At 70.3% G+C, this 22,142-nt stretch carries 14 protein-coding genes; 11 read left to right on the plus strand and 3 right to left on the minus strand.

The annotated features are described in order from the left end of the window. Nucleotides 1-65 precede the first annotated feature (65 nt). The 4 genes from ACFYM0_RS16965 (at nt 66) to ACFYM0_RS16980 (ending at nt 6,135) form a co-directional block, all read left to right on the plus strand. Nucleotides 66-1,862, plus strand: a complete 1,797-nt coding sequence (locus tag ACFYM0_RS16965) for an ATP-binding cassette domain-containing protein (protein WP_388501817.1) — start codon at nt 66-68, stop codon at nt 1,860-1,862. A 150-nt stretch (nt 1,863-2,012) separates the two neighbouring features. Continuing rightward, on the plus strand, nt 2,013-2,954 hold the full coding sequence (locus tag ACFYM0_RS16970) for a FadR/GntR family transcriptional regulator (protein ID WP_388501818.1): 942 nt from the start codon (nt 2,013-2,015) through the stop codon (nt 2,952-2,954). 489 nt (nt 2,955-3,443) lie between these two features. After that, on the plus strand, nt 3,444-5,045 hold the full coding sequence (locus tag ACFYM0_RS16975) for an RNA polymerase sigma factor (protein WP_388501820.1): 1,602 nt from the start codon (nt 3,444-3,446) through the stop codon (nt 5,043-5,045). Nucleotides 5,046-5,175: 130 nt separating this feature from the next. Continuing rightward, entirely contained in the window at nt 5,176-6,135 is a 960-nt protein-coding gene (locus ACFYM0_RS16980) for a S1 family peptidase (protein WP_388501823.1), read from the plus strand. Between the two features lie 107 nt (nt 6,136-6,242). On the opposite strand, the gene ACFYM0_RS16985 is transcribed toward ACFYM0_RS16980, so the two are convergent. After that, complete coding sequence (locus ACFYM0_RS16985) at nt 6,243-6,479, minus strand: hypothetical protein (RefSeq protein WP_327255290.1); 237 nt, start codon at nt 6,477-6,479, stop codon at nt 6,243-6,245. Between the two features lie 446 nt (nt 6,480-6,925). Between ACFYM0_RS16985 and ACFYM0_RS16990 the strand changes: the two genes are divergently transcribed. The 3 genes from ACFYM0_RS16990 (at nt 6,926) to ACFYM0_RS17000 (ending at nt 11,359) form a co-directional block, all read left to right on the plus strand. Next, a complete protein-coding gene (locus tag ACFYM0_RS16990; protein ID WP_388501825.1) occupies nt 6,926-9,046 on the plus strand; it encodes a type IIA DNA topoisomerase subunit B in 2,121 nt (706 codons plus the stop codon). A 175-nt stretch (nt 9,047-9,221) separates the two neighbouring features. Beyond that, the gene (locus ACFYM0_RS16995) at nt 9,222-9,770 is read left to right on the plus strand and encodes a DUF485 domain-containing protein (protein WP_388501827.1); all 549 of its coding nucleotides are present in this window, start codon (nt 9,222-9,224) and stop codon (nt 9,768-9,770) included. Then, nucleotides 9,767-11,359: a cation acetate symporter gene (locus ACFYM0_RS17000; RefSeq protein WP_388501829.1), complete on the plus strand. Its 1,593-nt coding sequence runs from the start codon at nt 9,767-9,769 to the stop codon at nt 11,357-11,359. The genes ACFYM0_RS16995 and ACFYM0_RS17000 overlap by 4 nt, the downstream gene beginning before the upstream one ends. A 46-nt stretch (nt 11,360-11,405) precedes the next feature. On the opposite strand, the gene ACFYM0_RS17005 is transcribed toward ACFYM0_RS17000, so the two are convergent. Continuing rightward, nucleotides 11,406-12,149, minus strand: a complete 744-nt coding sequence (locus ACFYM0_RS17005) for a response regulator (RefSeq protein WP_388501832.1) — start codon at nt 12,147-12,149, stop codon at nt 11,406-11,408. Continuing rightward, nucleotides 12,146-13,777, minus strand: a complete 1,632-nt coding sequence (locus tag ACFYM0_RS17010) for an ATP-binding protein (protein ID WP_388501835.1) — start codon at nt 13,775-13,777, stop codon at nt 12,146-12,148. Before ACFYM0_RS17010 ends, ACFYM0_RS17005 begins: the two co-directional genes overlap by 4 nt. 215 nt (nt 13,778-13,992) lie before the next feature. Here ACFYM0_RS17010 and ACFYM0_RS17015 point away from each other — a divergent pair, with 215 nt between their 5' ends. From ACFYM0_RS17015 to ACFYM0_RS17030, 4 genes are all read left to right on the plus strand, one after another. After that, nucleotides 13,993-18,285 (plus strand): discoidin domain-containing protein, encoded by a 4,293-nt coding sequence (locus ACFYM0_RS17015; protein ID WP_388501837.1) that lies wholly within the window; start codon nt 13,993-13,995, stop codon nt 18,283-18,285. Nucleotides 18,286-18,466: 181 nt separating this feature from the next. After that, entirely contained in the window at nt 18,467-19,486 is a 1,020-nt protein-coding gene (locus ACFYM0_RS17020; protein ID WP_388501840.1) for a LacI family DNA-binding transcriptional regulator, read from the plus strand. Between the two features lie 234 nt (nt 19,487-19,720). After that, nucleotides 19,721-21,121, plus strand: a complete 1,401-nt coding sequence (locus tag ACFYM0_RS17025) for an ABC transporter substrate-binding protein (protein ID WP_388501843.1) — start codon at nt 19,721-19,723, stop codon at nt 21,119-21,121. 105 nt (nt 21,122-21,226) lie between these two features. Continuing rightward, on the plus strand, nt 21,227-22,135 hold the full coding sequence (locus ACFYM0_RS17030; RefSeq protein ID WP_388501844.1) for a carbohydrate ABC transporter permease: 909 nt from the start codon (nt 21,227-21,229) through the stop codon (nt 22,133-22,135). The last annotated feature ends 7 nt before the right edge of the window (nt 22,136-22,142 follow it).

A 22,142-nucleotide genomic window follows, 5' to 3' on the forward strand; every position in this document is an offset into this window, starting at 1 on the left:
TCGCGTTATCTTGTTAGCGGTATTCACCCTGCCGCAGAGCGGTCTCACCCCCCGCGAGAGAAGCGATGCTCCAGGCCATCGGACTCACCAGCGCCCCCCGTCGAAACCTCCCGCCCCTCGTGGACGACCTCACCTTCGAGGCCCGCCCCGGGAGCGTGACCGCACTGCTCGGCGAGCCCGGCTCGGGCAAGACGACCGCACTGCGGCTCATGCTCGAACTCGAACCGGGCCGCGGAGTCACCTACTTCCGCGGGCGCCCCCTGCACCGGATCCCGCATCCGGGCCGTGAGGTCGGCGTTCTCCTCGGCGATCTCCCCGGCAACCCCTCGCGCACCGTGCGCGGCCAGCTGAGGATGCTCTGCGCCGTCGCCGGCGTGCCGGCCGCGCGTGCCGACGCCATGCTCGAGGTCGTCGGCGTCGCGGGACTGCGCGACCAGCGGCTCGGGTCGCTCTCGCTCGGCATGGAGCGCAGGGTCGCGCTGGCCGCCGCCCTGCTCGCCGACCCCTGCACGCTCCTCCTCGACGAGCCCTCCGCCGGGCTCTCGCCCCGCGAACGGAGCTGGCTGCACGGGCTGCTGCGCGGCCACGCCTCCCTCGGCGGCGCGGTGCTCTTCACCACCGACGACGCGAAGGAGGCCGCCCGCAGCGCGGACCGGGTCGTGAGCATCGAGGCGGGCCGGCTCGTCGCCGACCAGGACGCCGCCGAGTTCGCCCGGACCCGGCTCCGGCCGCGGGTCGCCGTGCGCACCCCGCACGCCGCCCGGCTGGCCGACGTACTCGGCCGGGAAGCGCGGGCGGCCCAGCGCACGCTGGAGATCGTGGAGGAGAGTGGCAGCCGGCTGTCCGTCTACGGCAGCAACTGTGCCGAGGTCGGCGAGGCCGCCTTCCGGCACGGTGTGCTCGTCCACCAACTCGCCGACGAGACCGGCGACGCGGGAGCGGAGCCGTCGCTGCCGCGCGCCCGGGACCGCGCCGGATCCGGTGCCCCGGCCGCGGCAGGCGGTGCAACACCGGCCGCGCCCGGAGCGGGCGCCGCGGACCGGCGCCGCCCGGCACGCGCCGGGGGGCCCACCACCGCCGTGCGCCGGCTCGGCGGCCCGCTGCGCCCCCTGCGCTACGAGCTGCACCGGCTCTTCGGCACCGCCACCCCCGTACTCACCACCGCCTTCGTCGTCGCCTTCTCCGTCGTCACGGCGCTGGTCCTGGCCCGGATCGGCCACACCCCGCAGAACCGGTTGCTCGCCGCCTGGCCGGAGTTGCTCCCGCTGCCGCCCGCGGCGCTGGGCGCCGGGCTGCTCGGAGCCCTGGCCTTCGGCGAGGAGTACCGCTACCCCGCGCTCGCCGCCGACCGCGGCACCGTCCCGCGCCGGCTCGGGCTGCTCACGGCGAAGCTCGGTGTCAGCGCGGCCATGGCACTGCTCCTCGGCGCCCTCGCCGTGACCGCCGACGCCGCCACCCTGGCACTGGTGTTCGGCGGCGGGCCGCTCCGTACGCCCGCGGAGTGGGTCTCCCCGGCCGCGAGTTGGGCGGGGCTGCTCATCGGCTGCGCCTGGTCCGGAGTGCTGGCCTCCGGCGTCTTCCGGTCGGCCTCCGCCGGGCTGGCGGCGGTGCTCGCCGTACCCGTGATGGTCGTACCGCTGGTGCGCAAGGCCCTGGACGGCCCGTCCGCGTACCCGGTCACGGGACTGGCTGAGCGGCTGCGGGGCCTGGCCTGGGCGCAGTGGCCGCCGGAGGCGGACCGGGTGGTCCTCGGGGCGATCCGGGTGATGGCCCAACCGGTGGGCACCGCGCTGGCGTTGTCGCTGATGGTCCTGTTGTGCGCCTATGGGTTCACAGGACTGCGCGGCCGCGTCCGTTTGTGAGGGATCGTTGGTGATCGTTCCGGCGCCGGTCCGGACCCAACGGGACCGTTGTGGCCCACATCAAGCCCGCCGGACCGCAACTCCCCGCAAAAGGCCCGGTTCTTTACGATAAGTCGTCAATTGCGTAGGTGGCACCGATCACCCTTTCGTGTGCTTTTCACCAAAGACCTCAAGGGTCGCGGAGACACGGCCGACAAAGGATTCGTGAGTACCCTTGCGCACACCATGATGACCGCCGCCCGCCATGCCGATTCCGGCCTCGCCGGCGCGGGCGAACTCGACCGCTACCCCTACCCGGAGGCCTCGGGGGCCGACCGGGTGGGAGTGCCCCACTGGGACGGATCCGAAGTCGAGTTGAGCCGGGTCGGCCGCCGCGCCGCGGGCAGCCGCGGCCGCGGCCTGCACGGCCAACTCGTCCAGCAGCTCGGCCAGATGATCGTTTCCGGCGACCTGGGTGCGGACCGCCCGCTGGTCCCCGAGGAGATCGGACAGCGTTTCGAGGTCTCCCGGACCGTCGTCCGCGAATCGCTGCGGGTCCTCGAGGCCAAGGGCCTCGTCAGCGCCCGCCCCAACGTCGGCACCCGGGTCCGCCCGGTCGCCGACTGGAACCTGCTCGACCCCGACATCATCGAGTGGCGTGCCTTCGGCCCGCAGCGCGACGACCAGCGCCGCGAGCTGGGCGAGCTCCGCTGGACCATCGAGCCGCTCGCCGCCCGCCTCGCCGCCGGCCACGGGCGCCCGGAGATCCAGCAGCGCCTCGCCGACATGGTCGAGATCATGGGACACGCCCTCGGCCAGGGCGATTCGATCACCTTCGCGCGTGCGGACAACGAGTTCCACGCCCTGCTCATCCAGGTCGCGGCCAACCGCATGCTGGAGCACCTCTCGGGCATCGTCTCCGCCGCCCTGCAGGTGTCCGGCAGTCCCGTCACCTCCTGCGACCGCCCCAGCGAGACCTGCGTCGCGCACCACGCGCGCATGGTCGAGTGCCTCGCCGCCGGCGACGCGGTGGGCGCGGAGAACGCCATGCGCCAGCTTCTGACGGTGCATCCGGAGGTCGAGCGCGTGGTTCCCGCCCCGCGCGAGCACTGACGGGCCGCAGCGCACGGGCGCGGGCGTGAGCGCGAGCGTGTCGAGGGGGAGCCGGTCCCGAGCGGCGCCCCCCGGACCCGGTCCGGGGAGGGTCCGGCGGCAGCGGAATCCGGCTCCCGGTCCGGATCCTGAGAGTCCCGGCCGGCTCCCGGCTCCGGTCCGCGGTCGCCGGGACTCCGCTTCGGGGGAGTCGTCCGGCCCGCGAAACGGGGCGTGTTCGGACACACCGGACGTGCAGAAATAACGGTATGACCGGCATGGCATCAAACGGGGTGTGACTCGGGCCACGAAGATTGGGCGTAACGCTCAGCGAGGTCACGCGATGACCTAAGAGGTGATGGCCGACGGAGGGAAGACAGCAGCCCTTGCGGGTGCTGTGCAGCTCCCCGGCCCCTGCCCGCGCCCCCGGCCCATCCCCAGTCGTGGTCGTCGGCTCCGGTCCAGCACCACCAGGCCGGGGTCGGAAGCCGTTTCCATCGTTCCGAGAGGTTGTTCGTGTCGGCCAGCACATCCCGTACGCTCCCGCCGGAGATCGCCGATTCCGAGTCTGTGATGGCGCTCATCGAGCGGGGCAAGGCCGAGGGGCAGATCGCCGGCGATGACGTGCGTCGGGCCTTCGAGGCTGACCAGATTCCTGCGACCCAGTGGAAGAATGTTCTGCGCAGCCTCAACCAGATCCTCGAGGAAGAGGGTGTGACGCTGATGGTCAGTGCCGCGGAGTCGCCCAAGCGCGCCACCCGCAAGAGCGTCGCAGCGAAGAGCCCCGTCAAGCGGACGGCCACCGAGCCCGTCGCCAAGAAGGCCGCGGCCAAGACGGCGGCCGCGCCCGCAGTGGCCGTACCGGACGCGGCGGCCGGGACGGCGGAAGCGGACCCCGTGGACACGGCTGCCGACGCCCTCGCGGAGGGGACCGCGACCGAGCCCGCCGCCAAGAAGACCGCGGCGAAGAAGACGGCGGCGAAGAAGACGGCCGCCAAGAAGACCGCGGCGAAGAAGACGGTGGCGAAGAAGACGGCCGCCAAGAAGGACTCCGACGACGCGGGCGACGAAGAGACCGCCGAAGAGGGTCCCGGGGCCGCCAAGGCCGAGTCCGAGGACGAGGAGGAAGGTGCCGAGAGCAAGGGCTTCGTCATCTCGGACGACGAGGACGACGCCCCGGCCCAGCAGGTCGCTGTGGCCGGCGCCACCGCCGACCCCGTCAAGGACTACCTGAAGCAGATCGGCAAGGTTCCGCTCCTCAACGCCGAGCAGGAGGTCGAGCTCGCCAAGCGCATCGAGGCCGGACTCTTCGGCGAGGACAAGCTCGCCAACTCCGACAAGCTGGCGCCCAAGCTCAAGCGCGAGCTGGAGATCATCGCCGAGGACGGCCGCCGGGCCAAGAACCACCTGCTGGAGGCCAACCTCCGCCTCGTGGTCTCCCTGGCCAAGCGCTACACGGGCCGCGGCATGCTCTTCCTGGACCTGATCCAGGAAGGAAACCTGGGTCTGATCCGCGCCGTGGAGAAGTTCGACTACACCAAGGGCTACAAGTTCTCCACGTACGCCACCTGGTGGATCCGGCAGGCGATCACCCGGGCCATGGCCGACCAGGCCCGCACCATCCGCATCCCGGTGCACATGGTCGAGGTCATCAACAAGCTGGCCCGCGTCCAGCGCCAGATGCTCCAGGACCTGGGCCGCGAGCCCACCCCGGAGGAGCTGGCCAAGGAACTCGACATGACCCCCGAGAAGGTCATCGAGGTCCAGAAGTACGGCCGCGAGCCGATCTCCCTGCACACCCCGCTGGGTGAGGACGGCGACAGCGAGTTCGGCGACCTCATCGAGGACTCCGAAGCGGTCGTACCGGCCGACGCCGTGAGCTTCACGCTCCTGCAGGAGCAGCTGCACTCGGTCCTCGACACGCTGAGCGAGCGCGAGGCGGGCGTGGTCTCGATGCGGTTCGGCCTCACGGACGGCCAGCCCAAGACGCTCGACGAGATCGGCAAGGTCTACGGGGTCACCCGTGAGCGCATCCGCCAGATCGAGTCGAAGACCATGTCGAAGCTCCGTCACCCGTCCCGGTCCCAGGTGCTGCGCGACTACCTCGACTAGGCCGGACCGGTCCGCACCGGGCGCGGCGAGGGGTTCGCCGCAGGTCGTCGCCGGTGGCCGCGCGGGTGCGCGCGGCCACCGGGCGTCCCACTCTGAGTGGAGTCATGCACACTCGGAGTCAGGAGGCCTCATGCGTCGTCCCTTTGCCCGTGTCCTGGCGGGAGCGCTGACCCTGGCGGCGGGAGCGGCGGCGGCGCCGCTCTCCCAGGCGCCGCGAGCGGCCGCGGACAGCGTGGTGATCGGCGGAAGGCCGGTGAAGGTGGCCGAGGCCCCGTGGGTCGTGGCCCTCGCCAGCCGTGACCGGTTCGGGGGTACGCGCGGCGGCCAGTTCTGCGGGGGCGTCCTCGTCACCACGACCAAGGTCGTGACCGCGGCCCACTGCCTGGGGCGTCAGGTGCTGGGGGGCCCGGTGGACTCCGTCCGCGATTTCCGGGTGATCACCGGGCGTACGGAGCTGCGCGCGAGCGAGGGCCGGGAGATCGCGGTGCGTTCCGCCCGGGTGAACCCGGCCTACGACCCGGGCAGCAATGCCGGCGACCTGGCCGTCCTCGAGCTGGTCGAAGCCGTGGCCGCGCAGAACGTGCTGCCGATGGCCGCGCTCGGGCATCCGGCGTACGGGGCCGGCACCGAGGCCGCCGTATACGGCTGGGGCGACACGAGCGGATTCGGCGACTACGCCTACGGGCTGCGGGCCGCCGGGGTGACGGTGCTGGCGGACGAGGTGTGCGGGCGGGCCTACCCGGGAGACGCCGACGGTCAGTACCGGGCCGACTCCATGGTGTGCGCGGGCGACCGCGCGGGCGGCAAGGACGCCTGCCAGGGGGACAGCGGAGGACCCCTGGTGGCCCAGGGCCGGCTCATCGGGCTGGTGTCCTGGGGGCGCGGCTGCGGGCGCGCGGACAGCCCGGGGGTGTACACGCGGATCGCACCGCTGATCGGCTTCGTCGCCGACTCCGCCGGCGGCCCGGAGACGACCCGGGGGGACTTGGGTCGTCCTGGTGCCCGCGGAGTCCTGGGGATGGGCGTACGCCCCGCTCAGGGGCCCGGGAGGGGCCTCGCGGCAGGGGACCGGCCCGCGCCGAAGCGCTGAACCGCATCCGGGCATGAGGACGGGCGGTGTCTCTGGGTCGCAGAGATACCGCCCGTCGACCGGCTTAGCCGGTCCTGGCTCGTCGGATGCGAGGTGTAGGCCTTGTGTCAGCGGTCCTCGGGGTCGGCGGCACTGGCCGCCGGAGCGGACGTAAGCCGCTCGGTCTCATCCTGTATTTCCGCGGCGATCTTCTTGAGTTCCGGCTCGAACTTGCGCCCGTGGTGGGCGCAGAAGAGCAGTTCACCGCCGCTCAGCAGGACGACGCGCAGATATGCCTGGGCGCCGCAACGGTCGCATCGGTCAGCGGCCGTCAGCGGGGTCGCGGGTGTCAGAACAGTAGTCACGTCGCCTCTTCTCTAGCTCGACGAGCTGTCGTACCAGGGTCAACATCCAACCAGGCCGAAAACGTTCCCGCTCGCGGCTTTTCCTCGAAACTTCCTTCCGAAGCTGGCCGGCCGTTGCCGGTTGGCGGCGAAGGAACCGTATTGCGTTGCTTTACGGTTTCGCGGTGTCAGGTCGTTCGCTTGTCGCAGTTCTGCCCTCTCCGGCTGAGTGCCGGTTGTTGATGAGGACGTGCCCGAACACTAAATGGTTCATGCGCGGAAGGGAACGTGATGTTTGCTTCACCCTCACGGGGGATCGAACATGCGTACGGACCTGCACTAGGCTGGTGAAGGGGCTGGGATGGCGTTGCATCGGCTCTACCAGGCCTCGGTACCCTTCCAACGGCAACCGAGCCACCACTGCGCCCGACCGGGCCAGAAAAGAAATTCAGCGAGGAGCGAACTGCGTGACCGCCGACACGTCCGTGCCTTCCAGCGCACTCCTGACCGGAGCAGACCGGGACGGCTCCAACTACACCGCGCGGCACCTGCTCGTCCTCGAAGGCCTCGAGGCCGTCCGCAAGCGCCCCGGCATGTATATCGGCTCCACCGACAGCCGAGGCCTCATGCACTGCCTCTGGGAGATCATCGACAATTCGGTCGATGAGGCCCTGGGCGGGTACTGCGACCACATCGAGGTGATCCTCCACGAGGACTCCTCGGTGGAGGTCCGCGACAACGGCCGCGGCATCCCCGTGGACGTCGAGCCCAAGACCGGCCTCTCCGGAGTCGAGGTCGTCATGACCAAGCTGCACGCCGGCGGCAAGTTCGGCGGCGGGTCGTACGCGGCCTCCGGAGGCCTGCACGGCGTCGGCGCCTCCGTGGTCAACGCCCTCTCGGCCCGTCTGGACGTGGAGGTCGACCGGGGCAGCGCGACGCAGGCCATCAGCTTCCGGCGCGGCGTGCCCGGCATGTTCACCGAGCAGGGCCCCGACAGCCCCTTCGACCCCGCCAACGGCCTGCGCAAGGGCAAGCGGATCGCCAAGGGCAAGACGGGCACCCGGATCCGCTACTGGGCCGACCGGCAGATCTTCCTCAAGGACGCCAAGCTCACGCTGGACACGCTCTACCAGCGCGCCCGCCAGACGGCCTTCCTCGTGCCCGGCCTGACCATCGTGGTCCGCGACGAGCGTGCCCTGGAAGGGGCCGGCAAGACCGAGGAGACCTTCCGCTTCGACGGGGGCATCAGCGAGTTCTGCGAGTACCTCGCCCAGGACAAGGCGGCCTGCGACGTGCTGCGCCTGACCGGCACCGGCACCTTCAAGGAGACCGTCCCGGTCCTCGACGACCGCGGCCACATGACCCCCACCGAGGTCACCCGTGAGCTCGGCGTGGACATCGCCCTGCGCTGGGGCACGGGGTACGAGACGAACGTGAAGTCGTTCGTGAACATCATCGCCACCCCCAAGGGCGGCACCCACATCTCCGGCTTCGAGCGCTCGGTCACCAAGACCGTGAACGAGGTGCTGCGCTCCGCGAAGCTGCTGCGGGTCGCCGAGGACGACGTGGTCAAGGACGACGCGATGGAGGGCATGACGGCGGTCGTCACCGTCCGCCTCGCCGAGCCGCAGTTCGAGGGCCAGACCAAGGAGGTGCTCGGCACCTCGGCGGCCACCCGGATCGTCGCGGCCGTCGTCGCCAAGGAGCTCAAGGCCTTCCTGACCTCCACCAAGCGGGACGACAAGCAGCAGGCCCGCTCCGTGATGGAGAAGATCGTCGCGGCCGCCCGGACCCGGATCGCGGCCCGCCAGCACAAGGAGGCGCAGCGTCGCAAGACCGCGCTGGAGTCCTCCTCGCTGCCCGCCAAGCTGGCCGACTGCCGCAGTGACGACGTGGAGCGCAGCGAGCTCTTCATCGTCGAGGGGGACTCCGCCCTCGGTACGGCAAAGCTCGCCCGGAACTCCGAGTTCCAGGCGCTGCTGCCCATCCGGGGCAAGATCCTCAACGTCCAGAAGTCCTCGGTCTCGGACATGCTCAAGAACGCCGAGTGCGGGGCGATCATCCAGGTCATAGGAGCGGGCTCGGGCCGGACCTTCGACATCGACGCCGCCCGGTACGGGAAGATCGTCCTGCTCGTGGACGCCGATGTGGACGGCGCGCACATCCGCTGCCTGCTGCTCACGCTCTTCCAGCGCTACATGCGCCCGATGGTCGAGGCGGGCCGGGTCTTCGCCGCCGTGCCGCCGCTGCACCGGATCGAGCTCGTCCAGCCGAAGAAGGGCCAGGACAAGTACGTGTACACGTACTCGGACAACGAGCTGCGCCAGACCCTGCTGGAGTACCAGCGCAAGAACGTCCGGTACAAGGACTCGATCCAGCGCTACAAGGGCCTCGGCGAGATGGATGCCGATCAGCTGGCGGAGACCACCATGGATCCCCGTTTCCGCACCCTGCGCCGGATCAACATCGGCGACCTGGATTCCGCCGAGTCGGTCTTCGACCTGCTCATGGGCAACGAGGTGGCTCCGCGCAAGGAGTTCATCACCAGCTCCGCCGCCACCCTGGACCGCTCGCGGATCGACGCCTGAGCGGACCCGGGGCCACCGGGGACCCCCGGTGGCACTTCCGTGGCCCTGGCACACCGGTGCTCTTCACTCCATCACCTGATGGAGTGAAGAGCACCGGGACACCAGTCCGGAAACCGTCCCTCCCGCACATCCTTGTGGGCACGCGGCCACTGCGGCGGCGGACAAGGAGAGTTCGGTGGACAAGCACGAAGGTCGTGATGCCGGAACGATCCGGCTGGACGACCCCTGGTACGACGCGCTGGCCGTCGGTTGGGGCGAGGGCGAGGGTGCCGGGGTGGGCGAGGGGTCCGGCGGAGCGCCGGGCGGCGGAGCGGAAACGTCACCCCCGAGCTCCGGCCCCGGCGGCGCACCCGCGCGCGCAGCGTCCGACATCTACCTCGAAGTGCAGCGCAGCGCCGCCTTCCAGGAAGTGCGCGGCCGCTACCGGAGGTTCGTCGTCCCCGCGACCGCCGGCTTCTTCCTCTGGTACGTGGCCTACGTGATCGCCGCCACCACGGCGCCCGGCATGATGGCCCGGCCGGTGTTCGGGTCCGTCAACGTGGCCCTGCTGGCCGGTCTCGGCCAGTTCCTCAGCACCTTTCTGCTGACCTGGGCCTACGCCCGGCACGCCCGGCTGCGGCGCGACCGTGCGGCGCTGGACCTGCGCTGGACGGTCTTCGAGCAGGAGCAGGTCCGCCGGGCGGATGCCGGCGAGCGCACCCGGGCACGGGGGGCGGGCCGGTGACCACGGAGCACCAGACGCTGGCGCTGCTCCTGTTCAGCGTCTTCATCGCCGTCACCCTGGGCATCACCACCTGGGTGAGCCGCAACCGGCATGGTTCGGCAGAGGAGTTCTACGCGGGCGGGCGGCTGTTCTCGCCGATGGAGAACGGTTTCGCCATCGCCGGTGACTACATGTCCGCCGCCTCCTTCCTCGGCATCTCCGGCCTCATCGCCCTCTTCGGCTACGACGGCCTGCTGTACTCGGTGGGCTTCCTCGTCGCCTGGCTGGTCGTCCTGTTCCTCGTCGCCGAACTCGTCCGCAACTGCGGCCGGTTCACCCTCGCCGACGTGGTCGCCGCGCGGATGAGCGAGCGGCCGGTCCGGATCGCCGCAGGCACCTCGTCGGTGGTCGTCTCCGTGCTGTACCTCGTCGCCCAGATGGTCGGCGCCGGCAGCCTCGTGGGCCTGCTGCTCGCCGACTCGGGCCGGGCCGCACGGACGCTGACCGTCATCGGGGTCGGCGCCCTCATGGTGATCTACGTGTCCTTCGGCGGCATGCGGGCCACCACCTGGATCCAGATCGTCAAGGCCGTGCTGCTGATGGGCGGGGCGATCACCCTGACGGTGCTCGTGCTGCTGCGCTTCCACGGGAACTTCGACCAGCTGCTCAGCAGCGCCGCCGAGCGCAGCGGGCACGGCGACCGGTTCCTGGGCCCGGGGCTCAAGTACGGCGGGGACTGGACGGCCCGCTTCGACTTCATGAGCCTCGGGCTCGCCCTGGTCCTGGGCACGGCCGGGCTGCCGCACATCCTGTCGCGCTTCTACACCGTGCCCACGGCGCGGGCGGCCCGCCGGTCGGTGGTGTGGGCGATCGGGCTGATCGGCGGCTTCTACCTGATGACCATCGTGCTCGGCTTCGGCGCGGCGGCGCTGCTCGGGCCGGAGGAGGTCAAGGCCTCCAACGCCTCCGGGAACACGGCGGTTCCGCTGCTCGCGGCCTTCCTGGGCGGCGGGGCCGACTCGACCGGCGGCGCGGTGCTGTTCGCCTTCGTGGCGGCCATCGCCTTCGCGACCATCCTCGCGGTGGTCGCGGGGATCACCCTCGCCTCGTCGGCCTCCGTCGCGCACGACCTGTACGCCTCGCTCAAGCGCCGCCACGCCCGGCAGCGCAGCGAGGTGGCGGTGGCCAGGGTGGCGGCGGTCGGGATCGGAGCGGTGGCGATCGCGCTGGGTCTGCTCGCGCAGGACCTGAACGTGGCCTTCCTGGTGGGTCTGGCCTTCGCGGTGGCGGCCTCGGCGAACCTGCCGGTGCTCCTGTACTCGCTGTTCTGGCGCGGGTTCACCACGCGGGGCGCCGTCTGGTCGGTGTACGGGGGACTGCTCCCGGCCGTGCTGCTGGTGGCGCTGTCCCCGGTGGTTTCCGGCAGCCCCGAATCCCTTTTCCCGGGTGTGGACTTCCAGTTCTTCCCGCTGCAGAACCCCGGCATCGTGTCCATCCCGCTGGGCTTCCTGGCGGGCTGGCTGGGCACCGTGACCTCGGCGGAGGAACCGGACGAGCGGCGGCACGCGGAGACCGAGGTCCGCGCGCTGACCGGGGCCGGTGCGGTGTAGGTCCGCATGGGCGGGGGAGCGGGGTCGGCCGGACCGGCGGCCGGGGTCAGCCCGTGGTGGGCGGGCGCCAGGCGTAGCGGTGTTCCGGGCGGCCCGTTTCGCCGTAGCGCAGGGCGAGGGTGACGCGGCCGGTGCGGTCGAGGAGCTTGAGGTAGCGCTGGGCGGTCTGGCGGCTGATCCCCGCGCGGTCGGCGATCTGCTGGGTGGAGAGCGGGCCTTCGGCGGTGCGCAGGATCCCGCGGACCAGGTCGGCGGTGGTGGGGGAGTGTCCCTTGGGGAGGTCGCTCGGGGCGTCCGCGCCGGCCGCGGCTAGGGCGCCGAAGATCCGGTCCACCTCCGCCTGTTCGGCCTCCCCGCCCGTGTCCAGGGTGCGGCGCAGGGCTCCGTAGGCCTCCAGCCGGGTCCGCAGACCGGCGAAGGTGAAGGGTTTGACCAGGTACTGGAGGGCGCCGAGGCGCATCGCGGCCTGGACCGTGGCCAGGTCGCGGGCGGCCGTCACCATGATCACGTCGGTGTGGTGGCCGCGCTCGCGCAGGCGCCGGACCAGGTCGAGGCCGTTCTCGTCGGGGAGGTAGTGGTCGAGGAGGATCAGGTCCACCGGGTGTGAGTCGAGGAGGGCCAGCGCCTCCGCCGCGGAATGAGCCTGGGCCGACACGCGGAAGCCTGAAACCTTGGCCACGTAGGCCGCGTTGATCCGGGCAACACGCATGTCGTCGTCGACGACCAGTACGTCGAACACGCCGGAAATGCCGGATGCGCCGGATGTGCTGAACGCGCTGGAATCGTTCATCGCAGGGCCTCCGGGAGTACGACGGAGAACTCCGCCCCTCCGTCCGCTGCCTCGCCGGCCCGGACCGTGCCGCCCTGCCGCTCGGCCAGGCGCCGCACCAGGGCGAGACCGAGCCCGCGTCCGCGGTGGGCGCCGGCAGGGGGCTGTTTGGTCGACCAGCCCTCGGTGAAGATCTCCTCGCGGCGTGTCACGGAGACGCCGGGGCCGCTGTCGCGGACCAGCAGGACCGCCGTGCGGCCATCCGCCCGGATGTCCACCTCGACCAGGGGCGCGGGCGAGCCGACCGCGGCGTCCAGCGCGTTGTCGACGAGGTTGCCGAGGATGGTGACCAGACCTCCCGGGTCGACGAGGCGGTCGGGCAGCAGGGCCGAATCGGCGAGCCGCAGGGGGACCCCGCGCTCCGCGGCGACCGTGGCCTTGCCCATCAGCAGGGCGGCGAGCAGCGGGTCCTGCACCTTCTCGGTGACCTGCTCGGCCGTGCTGCGGTGCACGCCGACCACCTCCGTGACGAACTCCACGGCCTCCTCGTACAGGCCCAGTTCCAGCAGGCCCAGGAGGGTGTGGAGCCGGTTGGCGTGCTCGTGGTCCTGGGCGCGCAGGGCGTCGATCAGGCCCTTGGTGGAGTCGAGCTCGCGACCCAGGTGCTCCAGCTCGGTGCGGTCGCGCAGGGTGGCCACGGCTCCGCCGTCCTCGGTGGGCATCCGGTTGGCGACCAGGACCCTGCTGCCCTGGACCGTGAGCAGGTCGCGGCCGGTGACCCGGCCGGTGAGGACGTCGGTGGTGCGGCCGGCGCCGAGCACCTCGTCCAGCGCGCGCCCCGCCACAGCGCCGGCGGCCTCGGGCGCGAGCCCGAGCAGCCGGGCCGCCTCGTCGTTGACCAGCCGGACCCGGCCGTCCCGGTCGAGGGCGATCACGCCTTCGCGGATGGAGTGCAGCATCGCCTCGCGCTCGGCGAGCAGGCCCGCGATATCGGAGAAGGCCAGGTCGCGTGTCTGCCGGTGGATCCTGCGCGAGAGCAGGTAGGCGGCGAGAGCGCCCGCGGCCAGGGCCCCGCCCGCGTACGCGAGCAGGCCCGGGATGGCGCCCAGCAGGCGGCCTTGGACGCTGTCGTAGGCGATGCCGACCGAGACGGCGCCGACGATCTCGCCGTCGGCGGCGAGCAGGGGGACCTTGCCGCGCGCGGAACGGCCCAAGGTGCCCTCGTCGATCTCCATGACCTCGCGGCCGGCCAGGACGTCGCCGGGGTCGGTGGAGACGTGCCGCCCGATGCGGTCGGGGCTGGGGTGCGAGCGGCGGATGCCGTCCAGGTCCAGGACCACCACGTACTCGGCGCCGGTGGCAGAGCGGATCCGTTCCGCCGAGGCCTGTACGGGGCTGTCCGGCGAGGGAGCCGAGCCGATGAGGCCGGTGGCCAGGGCGGGGTCGGCGGCGGCGCTCTGGGCGATGGCCAGGGCACGCCGCATGGCCTGGTCGTCGAGCTGCGCGCTCAGCGGGGCCAGGAAGAGGCCGGTGGCCAGGGCGAGCACCCCGGCGGCGATGGCCAGCTGCGTCAGCAGGATCTGGGAGGCGGCCCGTCTGGGGAGCCCGAGCCGCCGAGGGCTCATGTGGAGGAACCGCAGGGACCGCATGAGTACGAACGGTAGGGCGGTTCGGGCATAAGTGGAATTCCTCCCCCTCACGCAAATGGCTTGCGTTATTTGCGCCCAGCTTGCGCAAGCGATGACGGCATGAAAGTGCGGTCAGAGATGTAGACGACTCGCCAAAGCTCTGCAACTCTCGCACCGCACACTGCAAATTCCTATCTCCCATGGTTCAGAAAGTTCATGTCGAGGGACGAGGACATATGAGAAGGCACAACTGGAGATGGCGGACCCTGGCCGCCTTGATCAGCACGGCCCTGCTGATGCTGGGCTGGCCCGCTCTGACCGCCGTGGCCGCCGGCGGACCGAGCGTCTCGGCGGGCAGGCCCGCCACGGCGAGCAGTACCAACGGCGCCTACACGGCCGGCAACGTCACGGACGGCAACCAGTCCTCGTACTGGGAGAGCGCCGGCAGCACCTTCCCGCAATGGGTGCAGACCGACCTCGGAGCCACCATCCGCGTCGACCAGGTGGTGCTCAAGCTCCCCGCCTCCTGGGAGAGCCGCAACCAGACCCTGTCCGTCCAGGGCAGCGCCGACGGCACCAGCTTCAGCACCCTGGTGAGCTCGACGACGTACACCTTCGGCCAGGGCGCCGGAAACGTGGTCACCATCGGCTTCCCGGCCACCCAGGCCCGGTACGTGCGGATCGACATCACCGCCAACACCGGTTGGCAGGCCGCCCAGCTCTCCGAGCTGGAGGTCCGCGCCCCCGGTGACTCCGGGACCAACCTGGCCCTCGGTAAGACCTTCACCGCGAGCAGCAACACCCAGGTCTACGTGCCGGGCAACGCCGGCGACGGAAACGCCGCCAGCTACTGGGAGAGCGTCAACAACGCCATGCCCCAGTGGATCCAGGCCGACCTGGGCGCCTCCGTGCGCGTGGACCGCGTGGTCCTCAAGCTGCCCGAGAACTGGGGTGCCCGCACCCAGACCCTCAAGATCCAGAGCAGCGCCAACGGGACGGAATACACCGACCTGACGGCGTCCAAGGCCTACGAGTTCAACACCGCCGCCGCCAACGCGGTGACCGTCACCTTCGATGCCACCACCACCCGCTACGTACGGGTGTGGATATCGGCCAACTCCGTACAGCCCGGCGGGCAGCTCTCCGAGCTGGAGATCTACGGCCCGACGACCGGCGACACCCAGGCCCCGACGGCCCCGACGGCGCTCGCCTACACCGAGCCCGCCACTGGCCAGATCAAGCTCACCTGGAACGCCGCCGCCGACAACACGGGTGTCACCGGCTACGACGTCTACGCCAACAACCAGCTGCGCACCAGCGTCGCGGGCAACGTCACCACCTACACCGACACCCAGCCCGCCTCCGCGAGCGTGACCTACTACGTCCGGGCCAAGGACGCGGCAGGCAACCAGTCGGCCAACAGCAACAGCGTCACCCGAGCCGGCGACACCGGCGACACCCAGGCCCCGACCATCCCGGGCGCCCTGGCCTTCACCGAGCCGGCCTCCGGCCAGATCAAGCTGGCCTGGCAGGCGTCCACCGACAACGTCGGCGTCACCGGCTACGAGGTCTTCGCCAACAACGTGCTGCTCACCACGGTCGCGGGGAACGCGACCACCTACACGGACACGCAGCCGGCCACCGCCACCGTGAGCTACTTCGTCCGGGCCAAGGACGCGGCGGGCAACCGCTCCGGTGACAGCAACTCCGTGACCCGCAACGGCAGCGGCGGAGGCGGCGGCTCCAACCTGGCCGTCGGAAAGCCCATCGTGGGCTCCTCGGTGATCCACACCTTCGTCGCGGAGAACGCCAACGACAACAGCACCTCCACCTACTGGGAAGGGGCGGGCGGTGCCTACCCGAGCACGCTGACCGTCAAGCTCGGGTCCAACGCCGACGTCGACCGCCTGGTCCTCAAGCTCAACCCGGACAGCAGCTGGGGCACCCGTACCCAGAACATCCAGGTCCTCGGCCGCGAGCAGAGCGCTTCGGGCGTCACCGGCCTGGTGGCCGCCAAGGACTACGTCTTCAACCCGGCCTCGGGTTCCAACACCGTCACCATCCCGGTGAACGCCCGGGTCGCGGACGTGCAGCTGCGCTTCACCTCCAACACCGGCTCCTCCAACGGCCAGATCGCCGAGTTCCAGGTCGTGGGCGTCGCGGCGCCCAACCCGGACCTCCAGGTCGCCGCGGTGAGCGCCAGCCCGGCCACCCCGGTCGAGTCGGAGTCCGTCACCCTGTCCGCCACCGTCAAGAACACCGGCCCGGCCCCGGCGGCGGCGACTTCCGTCTCCTTCCAGCTCGGTGGTTCGAAGGTCGCCTCGGCCAACGTGCCCGCGCTGGCCGCCGGCGCCACGGCCGAGGTCACCGCCGGGATCGGCCCGCGCGACGCGGGCAGCTATCCGCTGAGCGCGGTCGTCGACGAGGCGAACACGGTCATCGAGCAGAACGAGACCAACAACACCCTCATCGGCGCCCCGCTCGTGGTCCGTCCGGTCGACAGCTCGGACCTGGTGGCCTCGTCCGTCGGATGGTCGCCGAGCGCCCCGTCCGCCGGGCAGTCCGTGAACTTCTCCGTCACGGTCAAGAACCAGGGCACCGTGGCCGCCGCCACGGGCACCCACAACGTGACCCTCACCCTGCAGGACGCGGGCGGCGCCACCGTCCGTACCCTGACGGGATCCTTCAGCGGCGCGCTCGCGGCCGGTGCCTCCTCGGCCCCGATCGCCCTCGGCAACTGGACGGCGGCCAACGGCAAGTACACCGTCAAGGTGGTTCTGGCCGACGACGCCAACGAACTGCCGGTCAAGCGAGCCAACAACACCTCCACCAAGCCCTTCTTCGTCGGCCGCGGGGCGAACATGCCCTTCGACACCTACGAGGCGGAGGACGGAGTGGTCGGCGGCGGAGCCAATGTCGTCGGTCCCAACCGAACCGTCGGTGACATCGCCGGCGAGGCCTCGGGCCGCAAGGCCGTGAACCTGGACGCGACGGGCGAGTACGTCGAGTTCACCACCCGGGCCGCGACCAACACCCTGGTCACCCGCTTCTCCATCCCGGACGCCCCGGGCGGCGGCGGCATCGACTCCACCATCAACGTCTACGTCAACGGCGTCCTGAAGAAGGCCCTGCCGCTGACCTCGAAGTACGCCTGGCTCTACGGGGCCGAGGCCGGCCCGGGCAACGCGCCGAGCGCCGGAGCCCCGCGGCACATCTACGACGAGGCCAACATCCTCCTCGGCGAGACCGTCCCGCAGGGCAGCAAGATCCGCCTCCAGAAGGACGCGGCGAACACCACCACCTACGCGATCGACTTCGTGAGCCTGGAACAGGCCACGGTGGTCCCCAACCCCGACGCGGCGATCTACACGGTGCCCGCCGGCTTCACCCACCAGGACGTGCAGAACGCCCTGGACAAGGTCCGCATGGACACCACGGGCAAGCTCGTGGGCGTCTACCTGCCGCCGGGCGACTACGCCACGGCGAGCAAGTTCCAGGTGTACGGCAAGGCCGTGCAGGTCGTCGGTGCCGGACCGTGGTTCACCCGCTTCCACGCCCCGTCCACGCAGGACAACACCGACAACGGCTGGCGCGCGGAGGGCACCGCGAAGGGCTCGTCCTTCACGGGCTTCGCCTACTTCGGCAACTACACCTCGCGCATCGACGGTCCGGGCAAGGTATTCGACTTCGCCAACGTGACCGACATGACCATCGACAACGTCTGGAACGAGCACCAGGTCTGCCTCTACTGGGGCGCCAACACCGACCGGATCACGATCAAGAACTCGCGGATCCGCGACACCTTCGCCGACGGCATCAACATGACCAACGGCAGCACGGACAACCTCGTGACCAACATCGAGGCCCGTTCCACGGGTGACGACAGCTTCGCGCTGTTCTCCGCCATCGACGCGGGCGGCGCGGACATGAAGAACAACGTCTACGAGAACCTGAGCGCCATCCTCACCTGGCGCGCGGCCGGTGTCGCCGTGTACGGCGGCTTCAACAACACCTTCCGCAACATCTACATCGCGGACATCCTCGTCTACTCGGGCATCACCATCAGCTCGCTGGACTTCGGGTATCCGATGAACGGGTTCGGGACCGACCCGACGCTCTTCGAGAACATCTCGATCGTCCGGGCCGGAGGCCATTTCTGGGGGGCGCAGACCTTCCCCGGAATCTGGATCTTCTCGGCGTCCAAGGTGTTCCAGGGAATCCGCATCAACAATGTGGACATCGTCGATCCGACCTACAGCGGAATCATGTTCCAGACGCAGTACGTCGGCGGCCAGCCGGTCAATCCCATCAAGGACACCATTCTGAAGGACATCACCATCACGGGGGCGAAGAAGAGCGGTGACGCCTTCGACGCCAAGTCCGGCTTCGGTCTCTGGGCGAACGAGATGCCCGAAGCGGGACAAGGTCCGGCGGTGGGTGAGGTGACCATCCAGAATCTGAAGATGAGCGACAACGCCGTGGACGTACGGAACACGACCTCGACGTTCAAGATCAACCAGCTGCCCTAGCGGGCGGCCGGCACGGGGAACGAGGGCGGGGGGGCATCCCTGAGGGGTGCCCCGCCGCTCGCCGCGCGGGGGCTCGCCGGGGCGGGTGGGGCTCGGGGGGTTCCGCGCCGGTTTCCGATGGGCCAAACTGGCCGTAATCGAACTGCAAGGAACTTGCATTGTTTGCGCTACTCTTGCGCTCATGACGCGACGACTTGCTCAAGTGGCGAAGAAGGTGGGGGTCAGCGAGGCAACGGTCAGCCGGGTGCTCAACGGCAAGCCGGGCGTCTCGGAGACCACCCGCCAGTCCGTGCTCACCGCCCTGGACGTCCTCGGCTACGAGCGCCCCACCCAACTGCGCGGCGAACGCGCCCGGCTGGTCGGCCTGGTCCTGCCGGAACTCCAGAACCCGATCTTCCCGGCCTTCGCCGAGGTGATCGGCGGCGCGCTGGCCCAGCAGGGGCTGACCCCCGTGCTCTGCACGCAGACCACGGGCGGGGTCTCCGAGGCCGACTACGTCGAGCTCCTGCTCCAGCAGCAGGTGTCCGGCGTCGTCTTCGCCGGAGGGCTCTTCGCGCAGGCCGACGCCCCGCACGAGCACTACCGACTGCTCCACGACCGCAAGGTCCCGGTGGTGCTCATCAACGCCTCGATAGAGGACCTCGGCTTCCCGTGCGTCTCCTGCGACGACGCCGTCGCGGTCGAACAGGCCTGGCGCCACTTGGCCTCCCTGGGCCACGAGCGCATCGGCCTGGTGCTGGGCCCGCCCGACCACATCCCCTCCCTGCGCAAGCTGGTGGCCGCCCAGGCCGTCGCCGCGGCGGCCGGCACCGAGCTGCCCGCCGCGCACGTGGAGCGGGCGCTGTTCTCCCTGGAAGGCGGCCACGCGGCCACCTCGAGGCTGCTGGACCGCGGGGTGACCGGCATCATCTGCGCGAGCGACCCCCTGGCCCTGGGGGCCATCCGGGCGGCCCGCCGGCGCGGGCTCGACGTGCCTCGGGAGGTCTCCGTCGTCGGGTACGACGACTCGGCCTTCATGAACTGCACCGAACCCCCGCTGACCACCGTCCGGCAGCCCATCGAGGCCATGGGGCGGGCGGCCGTGGAACTGCTCACCGCGCAGATCCAGGGGGCCGCGGTGCAGCCCGGTGAGCTGCTTTTCGAGCCCGAGCTCGTCGTGCGGGGCTCCACCGGCCAGGTCCCGCGCCCCCGTCCGGCGTAACTCCCCACCGGGCTCCGCCGAGTCCGGCCCCCGCCCACAGGGCCCCGAAACGTCCCGCTGACGTTTCGGGGCCCTGTTTTGCGTTCGTGGACCGAGCTGTCCGGCGCCTGTCTGCCAATCTCTTGCGAAATCTGCGCGAGATATTGCGTTCATCTGTAGGTGGTGGTTGAGTGTGCCGCGCTCGCCTCCTTACACGCCCCACGCCTCCTGCTCGATGCTCGAAGGGGACCACCGATGAGAACCAACATCCGCCGCACCACCGCGACCGCCCTCGTCTCGGCGCTCGCCGTCACCGCCCTCGCGGCCTGCGGCACGAGCAGCGACGGGGACGACCCCAAGAACCAGCCGTCCGGCGGTTCCACGGACGTATCCGCGCCGCTCGACCCCAAGACCAAGGTCACCATCTCCATGGACTGCATGCCGCCCGCCGCGAAGAAGGCGGAGCTCAAGCAGTGGAAGGAGGACGTGGCGGAGTTCAACAAGACCTACCCGAACGTCACGATCGAAGGCCGCTCCACCCCCGGCCAGTGCCTGGAGCCCCCGCGGTTCACCGCGATGCTCAAGGCCAAGTCGCAGCCGGACGTCTTCTACGCGTACTTCACCGACCTCAAGCAGGTGCTGGACAACGACGGCGCCGAGGACATCTCCGCGTACGTCACGGCCAAGACGGTTCCGGGCATCGACGACATCGACAAGAACGTCGTCGGCACGCTGAAGCAGGACGGCAAGCTCTACGGGCTGCCCACCAGCAACTACACGATGGGCCTGCTCATCAACCGCAAGCTCTTCAAGGATGCGGGCCTCGACCCCGACCAGCCGCCGCGCACCTGGGACGAGGTCCGCGCGGCCGCCAAGAAGATCGCGGCGCTCGGCAACGGAACCGCCGGCTACGGCGAGTACAGCGTGGAGAACACCGGCGGCTGGCACTTCACCGCCGCCATGTACGGCCTGGGCGGCGACGTCGTCGGGGCCGACGGCAAGGCGGCCTTCAACAACGCGACCGGCAAGCAGGTCGTCGACAACCTCAAGGCCATGCGCTGGGAAGACGACAGCATGGGCAAGACCCAGCTGCTCAAGTGGGGTGACCTGCAGAAGCAGATGGCCTCGGACAAGCTCGGCATGTTCCTCGCCGCGCCCGACGACATCACTTACATGGTCCAGCAGCTCGCGGGCAAGTACGAGAACTTCGGGATGGGCCCCATCCCCGGCGGCGCGGCGACGCTGGCCGGCGGCAACGGCTACATGATCAAGAAGGGCAGCTCGCCCGACAAGATCAAGGCCGCGATCGCCTGGCTGAACTTCAAGACGCTCTCGGTCGGCAAGGGCCAGTTCCAGTACGACCGTTCCAAGACCGACGGCCTGCCGGTCGGGCTTCCGCAGCCCGCCTTCTTCACCGGTGCCAGCAAGGCCAAGGACGACGGGCTGAAGGCCGCCAGCGCCACCATGCCGGTCGTCAACTTCAAGTCCTTCCTGGACAACCCGGTGGCCGGCAAGGCCGAGCCGGCGAAGGCCCAGGAGGTCTACAAGGTCCTCGACAAGGTGATGTCGGGAGTCCTGACCAACAAGGACGCCGACCCGGCGCAGCTCCTGGCTGAAGCCGAGAAGGCCGTCAACCAGGTGCTGGCCAACCAGTAGCGGTCCCGGCCGGGGGAGGTCCGGGCGGCCTCCCCGGCCCGGGCCCGCCCGCAAGTTCCGTACACCGCAAATCGATGGCGACGACCCACCAAGGAGCGAGCGGCGATGTCGGCTCCCACCCTGCCCGGTACCTCTCGCGAGGAATTCGTCCGGGCGTTCAAGCGGAACCTCTCGGCCCACGGCTTTCTGATCGGCGCCGTCCTCTGCTTCTCCTTCTTCTCCTGGTACCCGATGGTCCGGGAGTTCCTGCTGGCCTTCCAGAAGACCGAGGGCGGAGCCGTCCACTGGGTCGGCTGGGACAATTTCCGCTACGTCTTCGACGATCCGGCGTTCTGGCAGGCCTGGCGCAACACCCTCCTCTTCAGCGGGCTCGCGCTGGTACTCGGCTTCGCCGTGCCGTTCGTGGTCTCGATCGTGCTCAACGAATTCCGGCACGCGCAGGGTTACCTGCGCCTGCTGGTCTACCTCCCGGTGATGCTGCCGCCGGTAGCCTCGATCCTGCTCTTCAAGTACTTCTACGACCCCGGCTACGGGGTCTTCAACAGGATTCTGGAATTCCTGCACCTTCCGGCGCAAGACTGGCTGCAATCCACCGATACCGCGATGCTCTCCGTGGTCATCGCTTCCACCTGGATGAACATGGGCGGCGCGACCCTGATCTACCTGGCAGCCCTCCAGGGCATCCCCGGGGAGCTCTACGAAGCGGCGGAGCTCGACGGAGCCGGGGTACTGCGCAAGATCTGGTACGTCACCATCCCGCAGACCAAGCTCATCCTCTCGCTGATGCTGCTGATGCAGATCATCGCGACGATGCAGGTGTTCGTCGAACCGTTCATGCTCACGGGCGGCGCCGGACCCGAGGGGTCGACCACCACCGTCGTCGTCCTCATCTACCAGTACGCCTTCAGCTTCAACCAGTACGGCGGCGCCGCGGCCCTGGGCCTGTGCCTGCTCGTCCTGCTCGCCGGCTTCTCCGCCGTGTACGTCCGGCTGAGCCGCGACAACGAGAACTGACGGGAGC

The sequence above is a fragment of the Streptomyces sp. NPDC006487 genome (assembly GCF_042870555.1).
Lineage (GTDB): Bacteria > Actinomycetota > Actinomycetes > Streptomycetales > Streptomycetaceae > Streptomyces.